The following is a 13531-nucleotide window of genomic DNA, read 5'->3' as shown; positions in this document are numbered from 1 at the left end:
TCGGCGTCAGCCTTCCAGCTCCATGTCGATACCCAGCGAGCGGATTTCCTTCACCAGCACGTTGAAGGATTCGGGCATGCCCGCCTGCATGGTGTGATCGCCATCTACGATGCTCTTGTACATCTTGGTACGGCCTTCCACGTCATCGGACTTGACCGTGAGCATCTCCTGGAGGGTGTAGGCAGCGCCGTACGCCTCGAGGGCCCAGACCTCCATCTCACCGAAGCGCTGACCACCGAACTGCGCCTTACCACCCAGCGGCTGCTGCGTGACGAGGGAGTAGGAGCCGGTCGAACGCGCATGCATCTTGTCATCCACCAGGTGGTTGAGCTTGAGCATGTACATGTAACCGACGGTCACCTTGCGATCGAACTTCTCGCCGGTGCGGCCATCGTAGAGGTCCATCTGTCCGGAATCAGGGATACCGGCCAGCGTGAGCAACTGCTTGATCTCGTGTTCCTTGGCGCCATCGAAGACCGGCGTAGCCATCGGCACGCCCTTCTTCAGGTTGTGCGCCATGGTGATGATTTCATCATCGCTGAGCACGGAGAGGTCTTCCTGGCGACCGCCGACGGTGTTGTACACCTTGTCGAGGAATTCGCGGATCTGCTTGACCTGCTCGGCACGCTCTTCACGCAGCATGTGCTCGATCTTCACACCCAGACCACGCGCGGCCATGCCGAGGTGGGTCTCGAGGATCTGACCGACGTTCATGCGCGACGGTACACCCAGCGGGTTCAGCACGACGTCAACCGACTCGCCATTGCCATCGAACGGCATGTCTTCGACCGGCATGATCGCGGAGATGACACCCTTGTTACCGTGACGACCGGCCATCTTGTCACCCGGCTGGATACGACGCTTCACGGCGACGTACACCTTGACGATCTTGAGCACGCCCGGTGCCAGATCATCCCCCTGGGTGAGCTTGCGCTTCTTGTCTTCGAAGCGCTCGTCCATCTCGCGACGACGGATCTCGAGCTGCTCATCGGCCTGAGCCAGCAGTTCGTTGAGAGACTCGTCCTGCAGACGCAGCTTGAACCACTCCTGGCGCGGCAGTGCTTCCAGGTAGTCATCGGTCAGCACGTCGCCCTTCTTGAGCTTCGGACCACCGTTGACGGCCTGACCGACCAGGTTGCGCTGCATACGCTCGAAGGTCGCCTCTTCCGCGATGCGGTAGGTTTCCTGCAGGTCCTTGCGGACCTCGGCCAGCTGCATCTGCTCGATGGAGAGCGCACGCTGATCCTTCTCGACGCCGTCACGGGTGAAGACCTGAACGTCGATGACGGTGGCCTTCATGCCGGTCGGGGCACGCAGAGAGGTGTCCTTAACGTCGGACGCCTTCTCGCCGAAGATGGCACGCAACAGCTTCTCTTCCGGCGTCAGCTGGGTCTCGCCCTTCGGCGTGACCTTGCCGACCAGGATGTCGCCCGGGTTCAGCTCGGCACCGATGTAGACGACACCGGACTCATCCAGCTTGGAGAGTGCGGATTCGCCGACATTCGGGATATCGGAAGTGATTTCTTCCGGCCCGAGCTTGGTGTCACGCGCGACACAGGTCAGTTCCTGGATGTGGATGGTGGTGAAGCGATCTTCCTGCACCACACGCTCCGAGAACAGGATGGAATCCTCGAAGTTGAAGCCATTCCAGGGCATGAACGCCAGGCGCATGTTCTGACCCAGGGCCAGATCCCCCATGTCGACGGACGGGCCGTCGGCCAGGATGTCGCCGATGGCGACTTCGTCGCCAGGACGCACGATCGGGCGCTGGTTCTGACAGGTATTCTGGTTCGAGCGCACGTACTTGGTCAGGTTGTAGATATCAACGCCGGCCTCACCGCCGATGATCTCTTCTTCCCGCACACGTACGACGATGCGCTTGGCATCGACGGAATCGATGACGCCGCCACGACGTGCCACGGCGCAGACGCCGGAGTCACGCGCCACGAAGCGCTCCATACCGGTACCGACCAGCGGCTTGTCAGCCTTCAGAGTCGGAACGGCCTGACGCTGCATGTTCGCACCCATCAAGGCGCGGTTGGCATCATCGTGCTCGAGGAACGGGATCAGTGCCGCAGCGACAGAGACGACCTGACGCGGAGACACGTCCATCATGGTGACCTTTTCCGGCGCCATGAAGGTGGTCTCGCCACGGTGACGAACCTGGACGAGGTCGTCGACCAGACGGCCGTTCTCGTCGACGGTCGCGGAGGCCTGGGCGATGATGAAATCGCCTTCCTCGATCGCGGACAGATCGACGACATCGTCGGTGACCTGACAATCCACGACCTTGCGGTACGGCGTCTCGAGGAAGCCATAGCTGTTGGTCTTGGAGTAGGTCGCCAGCGAGTTGATCAGACCGATGTTCGGGCCTTCCGGCGTTTCGATCGGGCACAGACGACCGTAGTGCGTGGCGTGAACGTCACGAACTTCGAAACCGGCGCGCTCACGGGTCAGACCACCCGGGCCAAGCGCGGAGACACGGCGCTTGTGCGTCACTTCGGACAGCGGGTTGTTCTGATCCATGAACTGGGAGAGCTGGCTGGAACCGAAGAATTCCTTCACCGCCGCCGCGACCGGCTTGGCGTTGATGAGATCCTGCGGCATCAGGCCTTCGCTCTCGGCCATGGACAGACGCTCCTTGACCGCACGCTCGACGCGGACCAGACCGACACGGAACTGGTTTTCCGCCATTTCGCCCACAGAGCGAATACGACGGTTCCCCAGGTGGTCGATGTCATCGACATCGCCATTGCCGTTACGGATGCTGATCAGCTCCTTCATGACGGTCAGGATATCGTCCTGATCGAGCACACCGCTGCCGGTATCGCTTTCGCGACGCAGGCGACGGTTGAACTTCATGCGGCCCACGCCCGACAGGTCGTAGCGGTCTTCGCTGAAGAACAGGTTCTGGAACAGTGACTCGGCTGCGTCCTTGGTCGGCGGCTCGCCCGGACGCATCATGCGGTAGATCTCGACCAATGCCTCGAGCTGGTTACGCGTGGTATCCAGTTTCAGGGTATCGGACACGAAGGGACCGCAATCCAGGTCGTTGGTGTAGATGACTTCGAACTGGGTGATCTTGGCCTGAGCCATCTTCTCCAGCAGCTCCGGAGTGATCTCGCTGTTGCATTCACAGACCAGCTCACCAGTGGCCGGATCGATCTGATCCTTGGCCAGCACCTTGCCATACAGGTAGTCCATCGGCACTTCGAGACGCTCGAGGCCGGAGGCTTCCATCTGACGGACGTGCTTCTGTGTAATACGACGACCTTCCTCCACGATCACGCTACCGTCGGCATCCTTGATGTCGAAGGCGGCGGTCTCGCCACGCAGACGTGCCGGCACCAGCTCAACGGAGAAGCCGCTGCGCTCGATGTGGTACATCGTGGTGTCGAAGAACGTACCGAGAATCTCTTCGCTGGTCATGCCCATGGCACGCAGCAGAACGGAAGCCGGCAGCTTGCGACGACGGTCGATACGGACGTAGACGTTGTCCTTCGGATCAAACTCGAAGTCCAGCCAGGAACCGCGGTAAGGAATCACACGTGCGGAGTACAGCAGCTTGCCGGACGAGTGGCTCTTGCCCTTGTCGTGGTCGAAGAACACACCCGGCGAGCGGTGCAGCTGTGACACGATGACACGCTCGGTACCATTGATGACGAAGGTACCGTTCTCTGTCATCAGGGGGATTTCCCCCATGTAGACTTCCTGCTCCTTGATGTCCTTGATCGCCTTGTTCGACGATTCCTTGTCATAGATCATCAGGCGCACTTTCACGCGCAGCGGTGCAGAGTAAGTGACTCCGCGCAGCTGACATTCCTTGACGTCGAACGCCGGCGTACCGAAGCGGTAGCTGACATACTCGAGCGCTGCGTTGCCAGAGAAGCTGGCAATCGGGAACACGGACTTGAAGGCAGCGTGAAGGCCGACTTCCAGGCGCTGTTCTGGCGCCCTGTCCTGCTGGAGAAAGTCGTGGTAGGAATCAAGCTGGATGGCCAGCAGGTAAGGCACATCCATCACTTGGGGCAGTTTGCCAAAATCCTTGCGGATGCGTTTTTTCTCAGTGTATGAGTAAGCCATCTGTATTCCCCAGCTTGTTCACCTTGGGTGACCGATGCGTGGTCGGCTCATACCTGATGGCGCGGCGATGTCCATCAGGCGCGGACGGCAAGCCTCCCTTGCGGGCTGGCTCGCCGTCATAATTCGTCTTGCAACAGAAAAAGGCTGGTGGCGGAGTCCGCCACCAGCCAGGAAGCTTACGCAGCGTGCGCAGCCTGGAACACGAGTTACTTGAGTTCCACGGACGCGCCAGCTTCTTCCAGCTTCTTCTTCGCTTCTTCAGCGTCTTCCTTGCTCACACCTTCTTTCAGGGTGGCCGGAGCGCCGTCGACAGCTGCCTTGGCTTCTTTCAGACCCAGGCCAGTCAGTTCACGCACAGCCTTGATGACGTTGACTTTCTTGTCACCAGCAGCAGTCAGAACGATGTCGAACTCGGTCTGTTCTTCAGCGGCTTCACCAGCAGCGGCCGGGCCAGCGACGACGGCGGCAGCGGCGGAAACGCCGAACTTCTCTTCCATTGCTTCGATCAGCTCAGCCACTTCCATGACGGTCATGTCAGCGACGGCGTTGATGATGTCTTCTTTGGTCAGTGCCATTTTAGCAATCCTAAACTTTGCGGAGCAAAGATGCTCGGTCAAACGGAAATCGAATCAGGCTGCACGAGACAGCCAGGAGGTCAAAGCGCTGCTTACGCGGCGGCTTCGGCTTCCTTCTGATCGCGCAGTGCTGCGATAGTACGGACCAGCTTGCCTGCAGAAGCTTCCTTCATGACAGACAGCAGCTTGGACAGTGCTTCATCGCGGGTCGGCAGAGATGCCAGACGGTCGATATTCGCCGCCGGGATGAACTCGCCTTCGTAGGCCAATGCCTTGACTTCGAACGCCTCGACCTTCTTGGCAAATTCCTTGAACAGACGAGCGCCAGCGCCCGGGTGTTCCATGGAGAATGCAAGCAGAGTCGGGCCGACGAAGGACTCGTTCAGCACCTCGTAAGAGGTACCGGACAGCGCGCGACGAGCCAGAGTGTTGCGAACAACACGCAGCTGGACGCCCGCTTCGCGGCACTGTTTGCGCAATTCGGTCATTGCACCAACAGTCACACCACGAGAGTCGGCAGCGACTACGGAGAGAGCACCCTTGGCGGTTTCGCTGACCTCAGCAACAATTGCCTTCTTGTCTTCGAGACCTAAAGCCACGGTGTTGACTCCATTTCGTGCCGGGGAACGAATTCCCCAGTGGTTTACCATCTCTCTCACCAGAACTGCGCGGGAGAGTCTTGGAGGATGGCTGCCACCAGCAAGGCTGGGACACCATCTGCGCAGGCTACGCGCAATGCAAGCATCGCGGCGCGATTAAGCCGGCCCCGTCACCGAGATGACAAGGCCAGCGCCTGCGGTCTTTGACGGCGCCCCGCGGCTGAGCACGGGGACCGCAAAGTGAAACATTCTGAGACTGCCTTACGCGTACTTGGCGTGATCGACAGTCAGGCCCGGACCCATGGTGCTGGACAGGGTGATCTTCTTCAGGTAGACACCCTTGGAAGTGCTCGGCTTCAGCTTCTTGACTTCGGCCACCAGGGCGTCAATGTTACCCTGAATGGAGTCTGCACTGAAGTCGATCTTGCCGATACCGGCGTGAATGATGCCGTTCTTGTCAGTACGGAAACGTACCTGACCAGCCTTGGCATTCTTCACGGCAGTCGCGACGTCAGGCGTCACGGTGCCGACCTTCGGGTTCGGCATCAGGCCGCGCGGACCGAGGATCTGGCCCAGCTGACCGACAACGCGCATGGCATCCGGAGAAGCGATGACGACGTCGAAGTCCATCACGCCTTTCTTGACCTGTTCTGCCAGGTCGTCCATGCCGACCACGTCTGCACCGGCTTCCTTCGCTGCTTCAGCGTTGGCACCCTGGGTGAAGACAGCGACGCGCACTTCGTTACCGGTGCCATTCGGCATTACGGTAGCGCCGCGAACGACCTGATCGGATTTACGCGGGTCAACACCCAGGTTCAGAGAGACTTCGATGGTCTCCTTGAACTTGACGGTGGACAGCTCGGACAGCAGTGCGACAGCTTCTTCGACGCTGTAGACCTTGCCGGATTCAACTTTCGCGTTGATCGCCTGGGCGCGCTTTGAAATCTTGGCCATGATCAAAGACCCTCCACGTTCAGGCCCATGCTACGGGCAGTACCGGCGATGGTGCGAACAGCAGCGTCCAGATTGGAAGCTGTCAGATCCGGCTCCTTGGTGGTCGCGATCTCTTCGAGCTGAGCGCGAGTCACGGTACCGACCTTCTTCTTGTTCGGCTCGCCAGAACCGGACTTCAGACCAGCGGCTTTCAGCAGCAGGACGGCCGCAGGCGGCGTCTTGGTGACGAAAGTGAAGCTACGATCGGAATAGACAGTGATGACCACAGGAGTCGGGAGACCCGGCTCGACGTTCTGGGTAGCGGCGTTGAACGCTTTACAGAACTCCATGATGTTGACACCGTGCTGACCGAGGGCAGGGCCCACGGGCGGGCTCGGGTTAGCTTTACCGGCTGCAACCTGCAGCTTGATGTAAGCCTGTACTTTCTTGGCCATGATAGGACTCCAGTATGGGTGGTAGCGCCTTGCGGCTCCCCGTAAAACCGGGCCGCCTCAGGCGACCCGTCGTGTTGCCGTGACGCTCGTATTCAAACAGGTGAGATGATGATCCTGGGATCAGTCCTTCTCGACCTGGGAGAACTCGAGCTCCACCGGCGTGGCACGCCCGAAGATCAGCACGCTGACCTGCAGACGGCTCTTTTCGTAATTCACTTCTTCGACTACGCCATTGAAGTCGGCAAACGGGCCATCAATGACACGCACCGTCTCTCCCGGCTCGAAGAGAGTCTTCGGACGCGGCTTGTCGGTGCCATCCTGAACGCGACGCAGCATGGCGTCGGCTTCTTTCTGGGTAATCGCTGCCGGCTTCTCCGGGGTTCCGCCAATGAAACCCATGACGCGCGGGGTTTCATTCACCAGGTGCCAGGACTGATCATTCATGTCCATCTCGACCAGCACGTAGCCCGGGTAGAACTTGCGCTCGCTCTTGCGGCGCTTGCCGTCACGCATTTCGACGATTTCTTCGACCGGCACGAGAATCTCACCGAAGTGATCTTCCATGGCGTAAAGCTTCACACGCTCGTTGAGCGAACGCATGACCTGCTTTTCGAAACCGGAATAGGCGTGTATGACATACCAACGCTTGGACATGGAAACTCCGTTAACTGACGATGCCGGACATCAGCCAGCCGAGGGTGGTATCGATGAGCCATAGCAACAGGCCCACGATAAGCACGGCACCCAGCACGATGGCAGTTGTCTGGACAGTTTCCTGTCGGGTCGGCCAAACGACGCGCTGGATCTCGCGGCGCGCACTACTTGCCAGCTCGACAACATCACGGCCTTTGTTGGTCGTGATCGCCAGAGCAGCCGCTGCAACACCAAGCACGACGACGCCAAGCACGCGATAAAGCAGCGCTTGGTCATCAAAATAGGCATTGCCAGCAACAGCCAGCACAAGAAGAATGACAACGACTGACCACTTGAACCCGTCGTGGCGCGCTTCCTGCACCTCGGCGTTCTGTTTCATCAAAGAGACTCCTCAAGGGTGCAGCGATCGCTAGAATCGAGAATCGGTAAGAAGTCGAATACCATCCTGGGGAAGGATGGCAGGCCAGGAGGGAATCGAACCCCCAACCTGCGGTTTTGGAGACCGCTGCTCTGCCAATTGAGCTACTGGCCTGTAACACTTGCGTGTTCCAGAGACTAAAAACAAGGCTGAATGAACAGCGGGCGCCATCATAGCTGAGACAACCCAAACTGACAAGCCTTATCTTTGACCGCGACCTGGGAGGTCGTCGGAAACGAAAAAGACGAGCCAAACCACGACTCGCCTTTCCGTTGTATGGAGCTCGTGGGCGGATTTGAACCGCCGACCTCACCCTTACCAAGGGTGTGCTCTACCCCTGAGCTACACGAGCAAAACCTTTGCGCAATCTCGACTGGCGAGATGAACTGGAGCGGGCAGCGGGAATCGAACCCGCGTCATCAGCTTGGAAGGCTGAGGTTCTACCATTAAACTATGCCCGCTTTCCAACTCTTGCTGCCCTGATGCGCGCGGCATCATAAGCGAATCTGGTGGTGGGGGAAGGATTCGAACCTTCGAAGCTTTCGCGGCAGATTTACAGTCTGCTCCCTTTGGCCACTCGGGAACCCCACCATCTGTGACGACGAATCTTACGTCGCTTGGGATACACTGTCAAGTGCTTGATTTCATTCTACTTCAAGCGCTTGAGGGAATGTATCGCCTCAGAACGGGACGTAGTATGTCAAAGCATCTGGGTGAGCGCAAGCCCTGAGCGAAGTTTTTCTAGATCAGGCACTCGCGGCTGGTCGGGCGCACCTGACAGACGCCCTGCCCGCTCGGCAGCGGTCAATGGATACAGCGCCTCCAGACCGGCGTACACCATGTCCGGCCACAGCGCATGCGGCACCCGCAGACCGCGCGCCACTACCCGCGCGTCACCGCCGGTCAGCAGCAGCGGCAAGGCTACCCCTTCACGATCGCAGACCTCGGCATAGAGACGATTGACCGCGCTGACGGCCGCCATGTAGATGCCATGATTCACGGCCTCCACGGTATTGCGCCCCGGCGCCAGCAGCGTATCCACTTCGGTATCCGGGTCGATGGCCACATTGCGTGTGCCCAGCTTGAGGCTTTCCTTCATCAAGCGCAGTCCCGGGAGAATATAGCCCCCAAGATGCTTGCCTCCCGGCAGCACGAAATCCACCGTGATCGCACTACCGCAATCGACGCTGCAACAACCCCCGGTAAGATGATGGCCGGCGAGCGCGCCCAACCAGCGATCGACGCCCAGGCGTTGCGGTTCTTCATAGCCGCAGGTGACGCCCAGCGCCTCCCGCGTCGAGTGCGCGACATGCACGACGCCAACCTGCTTGCGCAGCAATTCCACCGTCTCATCCAGCACCTGCTTGCGCGCCACGCTGGAGATACGCACGGCCGTGACGACATCCAGGTCAGGAATGTCCTCGCCCGGCCGCCACTCCTCGCGCGTCCAGACGGCGCCGCGTGAGCGGATCTCGCTGGAAACGGTGTCCTTGAGACGCCACTTTGACAAGGTATTACCGATATCAAGATCCAGAATCATGAGACGGCGCGCAGACTGATCTCGCCACCGGCGAGAGTGATGGTTTCGCCATTCATGCGCACCTCGAGATTTCCATTGATATCGACACCTTCTGCCACGGCTTCTTCTCGTCTGTCTCCACGCAGAATGACCACATCACGCCCCTTGAAGGCATTGCGCTCATTCCAGCGCGCCTGCCATCCGGCAAAGCCCTGCGACTCGAACTCAGGCAACAGCGCCAGCAACGACTCCATCAGACGCGCGGCATAGCGATTGCGCGAAGCACCGGGAATGATGTCACGTACCGCAGCCACCGGTTGAGTGATCGCCTCGCGCCGGGACGCCGGCAACTCGATATTCATGCCGATACCGATGACGACATCACAGGGGCCGGATACATCTCCCGTCACCTCGACCAGAATGCCGGCTATCTTGGGTTGATCCTTCTGGATCTGCAGCAGGACATCGTTGGGCCACTTGAGGCGCGCGGGCAGCCCATCGGCCTCGAGCACTTCCGCGACTGCCACACCGATCGCCAGACTCAGGCCCTCAAGCGATGCAGCACCTGATTCAAAACGCCAGCCAAGCGAGAAGACCAGGCTGCGCCCCCAGGGAGTCTCCCACTCGCGCCCACGACGGCCACGCCCAGCCGATTGCACCTCAGCCAGACAGACCTCGGCATGGCCAGCCCCCTGACGAAAGCGCTCGCGAATGAAGGTATTGGTCGAGTCCACCGACTCCTCGACGAACAGGCGCGTCAGGTGTTTGCGAGTCTCGCGCGGCAACGCCTCGATGATCTGTTGACCATCGAGCAACTCGATGGGGTTGGCCAGTCGATAGCCAAGCCCCTTGATGGCTTCCAGCGGAATGTCGAGCGCCTCAAGTTTCTTGAGCTGCTTCCAGACCGCCGTACGCGACACCCCGAGCTCTTCGCCCAGGGCCTCTCCGGAGTGGTAGCCACCATCTCCAAGTAGACGAATGAGATCACGGATGGTCATGCGGAGGCCTGCCCCTGTGCAAAAGCGCACATTCTATCGGATTCATGGGCTTGCGAGCCAAGAACAACGACCAAAGATAACGCTCTTTTCGTCAATCCCGCTCCCCGGCACGCACTCCCGCCCCCGCCAGGCGGTTGAACAAGGCGGAAAGCAGCATCAGGACACTGCCCAGCCCCAACCATGCCCCTACACGCCACAGCCCCTCCAGCGTCGCGGTATCCCAGATTACGACCTTGAGAACCGTCATCACCAGCACCCCCTGCCCCACCCGCTGCCAATGTGACTGCCCCATCCGCGCACCACTGATCACGAGAACGGCTGAAACGGCCAGCAGTGAAATGCTGTAGGCATAGAGTTCAGCCTGCTCGACCCCGTGCCAGAACTCCAGCGCGTATCCATGCCAGACATGTCGCAGACTCATCCCGATCCATAAACCAAGAGCCAGCAGCCCCGCCACCTCGCAGAGATGACGCAGTCGCGTGCCGGCCCCCGCAAGGTGCCAGACCAGAGCAGCCCCCAATGCTGGCATACCATAGGCAGGCAGCAGCCAGTTCACCAGCGGCCAGCGGCCCACATCAGCCCCCTGCCATAGCGGGTTGTACGCCAATACGACACCCGCAAGCCAGATGACTGCTGCCAGCCCTCCAACGACATAGGCCAATGTGCGATACAAGGCGACATTCTGGACCGAGCCGCTGGCACGCCAGGCATAGCCCGCCGCCACACCACCAAGTGCCAGCACCTGCACGGACAGCTCCGGGAATGAAAGGTACCCCGTGAAAGGCTGACCATCCGTCAGCAGGTAGCGAACCTCCAGCACGGTCGTGGCAAGCGCCAGCTGTATCACAACCCCTTCCAACCAGCGCTGGACATGCATGCGATGGCGCATGCCATAACTGTTGAGAGCGACACATGCCAGCACCGGCAGGAATATCTGCAGTGGCCAGTGCGCGATATCGGCATAGCTGTCATTTGCCACGCCACACATCAAGCGAACCACGACGCCCCACGCCAGCAAGCGTGACAGCTCAGCAAACACGGAACGCCCTGCGATATGACCCTCGCGATACCAGCGCCATTCACAAACGGTCAAACCCAATAGTTGCAGCGCCAGCGCCAGGGTCAGCGATGGCCCCTCCAGCACTGCCACCAGGGCAAGGAATATCCCGGCCTGCGCGGGCAGCCACAGCCCAGCGGCAAGCTGAGCACCTTCACGCGCCTGAAAACGCATGGCACCTGCCCAGCACACCAGCCCCCAGATCAATGGCGGCAACCCTGTGTTGATCAGCCTCTCTGCATCGCTCGCCTCGGTCGACCATGGCATGACGTCCTGCCAGAGTGCCAGAGCCCACGCCAGCAGCGGCACCATGGTCGCCAATGCCCACCAACAGGCTGCAAGCGGCCTCTCTGCTCCCTCACCCGCATCATGATGCGGCCGCCAACGCGCCAGCGACAACAGACCGACACTCAATATCAACGGGCTGAACATCACGCTGCTCGAATGCGATGCCGTCAAAGCAAGCCCCCACACCAGCAGCCAGAGCCCGTTGCCGGCAACGACCATCGACCACAGCACTGCATGGCGCCGACTAGACCAGGCAATCACCAGCATCGGCATGAGGCTAGCCAGCCACCCCCGATGCCACTGGCTCACACCGGAGCCGCCCATACCGGAAGGCTCCACCAAAGCGTCAATGGACACACCATGCTCGAGCCCCCCCAGCCAGGGCAGCCAGAGCCCCAGCACGACGCTCACCGAGACAAGGCCCCCGGCGAGCCAGTGCCGACGCAGCTCAATAGATGCACGCCAAGGCAACCAGACCGCAAGTGAGGCCTTCGCTTGTCGCCCATTCTTTTCTGCGGCGCCCGTGAATGGATCCCGCTCCCACAGATAACCCAGCGCCAGCAAGGCCAGCCAGGCACCACTCCCCCAAGACAACAGCCCCACCAGCAATGTCGTGCCAGAGGAGATGCCGAAGGGCATCAACAGCAACCACCAGGTGAGCGCCCCCACCAGACCGCCCCAATACAGCCAGCTCACCGCAACCTGCCGATACAGCACCCGACATGCCGCCGCGATCACACCCACATGCCCCAGCAACAGCAAGGTTGAGGCCTCCTGCCACTGCTGGTGAAGGGGCAGTGCCAAAGGCAGGGCGTATCCGCCCAGCATGCCCAATGCTGCCAGCCACGGCCCGTGATGCCGCGCACGCTCCAACATCCATAGACTCAAGGCTGCCAACAGTGCGAAGGTAACCGGCATGGACACCAGCGAAAGCAGAAAGTGACCAGCCAACAGACTCGCCGCAAGCACCAGACTGCCGACGCCACTGACGGCGCCTGTCAAACTGGATGACTGGGATGTACGCAACCTCATCCACTCAGCCAATACCGTCATGCTCAGGCCGAACCCGAGTCCCAACGCCAGCCGTACCCCCGGCCCCAGCAAGCCCTGCTCAAGGGAGTACCCAACGAACAGGATGCCTGCCATCACCAGAGACAAGGCACCCACAAGAATCATCCAGTGTTCCTGGAGCAGCGTCAGCAGACGTGACATCCCCCCCGGCAGCACTTCTGATGTCTTGCTTGCGGGGTCTGCGCCCTGCCCCACCTCGCCTGAACGACTGGAGGCAGCGCCATGCAACAAGCGCTGAAGCAGCCGGTAGGACAGAGAGCGGCCGCCACTGGATGATCCAGCGACTCGCGAGTCGCTGATCGGAGATGTTGCACCGAATGCTGCCAGCCCCTCCAGGGGTGGCACTTCGCCAGACGATTTGTCCACACCCCCTTCTCGCAAGGGGGTGTGCATAACCGGAGCGCCATGAACAGGGAGCTCGCGAGCAAGCCTGACCTCCATGTCGCGCAGTCGCTGCTCCAGCACCTTGATGCGCAGCATGCTGAGCCACCCCATCAAGGAACCACCCAGTACCAGCAACGCCATCATGACGCCCACCAACATCAGCTCATCCATTGCCCAGCCCGTCATCGAAGAGTCGTGCTCAAAGACTACGGCATTTTGCCTGGCACCTCATGCTGACTATCTCTCAGCGCCGTATTTGCACATTGAACGCAAAAAGCCCGACTCCTGAGGGGGCCGGGCTTTCTCAATTGATCCTGGGCGCTCTTAGAGTACTGCTCTCAGCGCAAGCTCACTCTGCTCAGCATTCTTTGCTCAGCGCAGCTTCTGTCTCGCACACGACTCTTCCTGCGTACCACTTTTCCTGCGCACAAAGAGAACCGCCCCTGCAGCAAGGCTACAGGGGCGGTTCAGTATAAGTGCCTGACGATGACCTACTC

At 60.2% G+C, this 13531-nt stretch carries 10 protein-coding genes and 4 tRNA genes; all 14 read right to left on the bottom strand.

Going from position 1 to position 13531, the window contains the following annotated elements; translation table 11 throughout:
• Positions 1–6 precede the first annotated feature (6 nt).
• The 14 genes from rpoB to QQF40_RS13925 all read right to left on the bottom strand — a co-directional run bounded on the left by rpoB (position 7) and on the right by QQF40_RS13925 (position 13220).
• Positions 7–4083 carry a DNA-directed RNA polymerase subunit beta gene (gene rpoB / locus QQF40_RS13990; protein WP_285461693.1) on the bottom strand — a complete coding sequence of 1359 codons (4077 nt, stop codon included), beginning with the start codon at positions 4081–4083 and terminating at the stop codon, positions 7–9.
• Between the two features lie 206 nt (positions 4084–4289).
• Entirely contained in the window at positions 4290–4658 is a 369-nt protein-coding gene (gene rplL / locus QQF40_RS13985) for a 50S ribosomal protein L7/L12 (protein WP_043334886.1), read from the bottom strand.
• A gap of 92 nt (positions 4659–4750) precedes the next feature.
• Complete coding sequence (gene rplJ / locus QQF40_RS13980; RefSeq protein ID WP_043334888.1) at positions 4751–5257, bottom strand: 50S ribosomal protein L10; 507 nt, start codon at positions 5255–5257, stop codon at positions 4751–4753.
• 261 nt (positions 5258–5518) lie between these two features.
• Positions 5519–6211: a 50S ribosomal protein L1 gene (gene rplA / locus QQF40_RS13975; RefSeq protein WP_175090307.1), complete on the bottom strand. Its 693-nt coding sequence runs from the start codon at positions 6209–6211 to the stop codon at positions 5519–5521.
• Positions 6212–6213: 2 nt separating this feature from the next.
• The gene (gene rplK, locus QQF40_RS13970) at positions 6214–6645 is read right to left on the bottom strand and encodes a 50S ribosomal protein L11 (protein WP_043334893.1); all 432 of its coding nucleotides are present in this window, start codon (positions 6643–6645) and stop codon (positions 6214–6216) included.
• Between the two features lie 120 nt (positions 6646–6765).
• Entirely contained in the window at positions 6766–7299 is a 534-nt protein-coding gene (nusG, locus tag QQF40_RS13965; RefSeq protein ID WP_175090306.1) for a transcription termination/antitermination protein NusG, read from the bottom strand.
• A gap of 10 nt (positions 7300–7309) precedes the next feature.
• A complete protein-coding gene (secE, locus tag QQF40_RS13960; RefSeq protein ID WP_285461692.1) occupies positions 7310–7678 on the bottom strand; it encodes a preprotein translocase subunit SecE in 369 nt (122 codons plus the stop codon).
• A gap of 77 nt (positions 7679–7755) precedes the next feature.
• Positions 7756–7831: transfer RNA gene (locus QQF40_RS13955), tRNA-Trp, on the bottom strand.
• Between the two features lie 163 nt (positions 7832–7994).
• Positions 7995–8069: transfer RNA gene (locus QQF40_RS13950), tRNA-Thr, on the bottom strand.
• Positions 8070–8104: 35 nt separating this feature from the next.
• A tRNA-Gly gene (locus QQF40_RS13945) sits at positions 8105–8178 on the bottom strand.
• A 46-nt stretch (positions 8179–8224) separates the two neighbouring features.
• Positions 8225–8308, bottom strand: a tRNA-Tyr gene (locus QQF40_RS13940).
• A 109-nt stretch (positions 8309–8417) separates the two neighbouring features.
• Positions 8418–9257, bottom strand: coding sequence for a type III pantothenate kinase (locus QQF40_RS13935; protein WP_175090305.1), 840 nt, complete (start codon positions 9255–9257; stop codon positions 8418–8420).
• Entirely contained in the window at positions 9254–10234 is a 981-nt protein-coding gene (locus QQF40_RS13930; protein WP_043334904.1) for a biotin--[acetyl-CoA-carboxylase] ligase, read from the bottom strand. Before QQF40_RS13930 ends, QQF40_RS13935 begins: the two co-directional genes overlap by 4 nt.
• A gap of 91 nt (positions 10235–10325) precedes the next feature.
• Positions 10326–13220 (bottom strand): DUF2339 domain-containing protein, encoded by a 2895-nt coding sequence (locus QQF40_RS13925; protein WP_285461691.1) that lies wholly within the window; start codon positions 13218–13220, stop codon positions 10326–10328.
• Positions 13221–13531 lie beyond the last annotated feature (311 nt).

The organism is Cobetia sp. LC6 (assembly GCF_030264805.1).
Classification (GTDB): Bacteria; Pseudomonadota; Gammaproteobacteria; order Pseudomonadales; family Halomonadaceae; genus Cobetia.
This window is presented reverse-complemented; position numbering and strand designations above follow the sequence as displayed.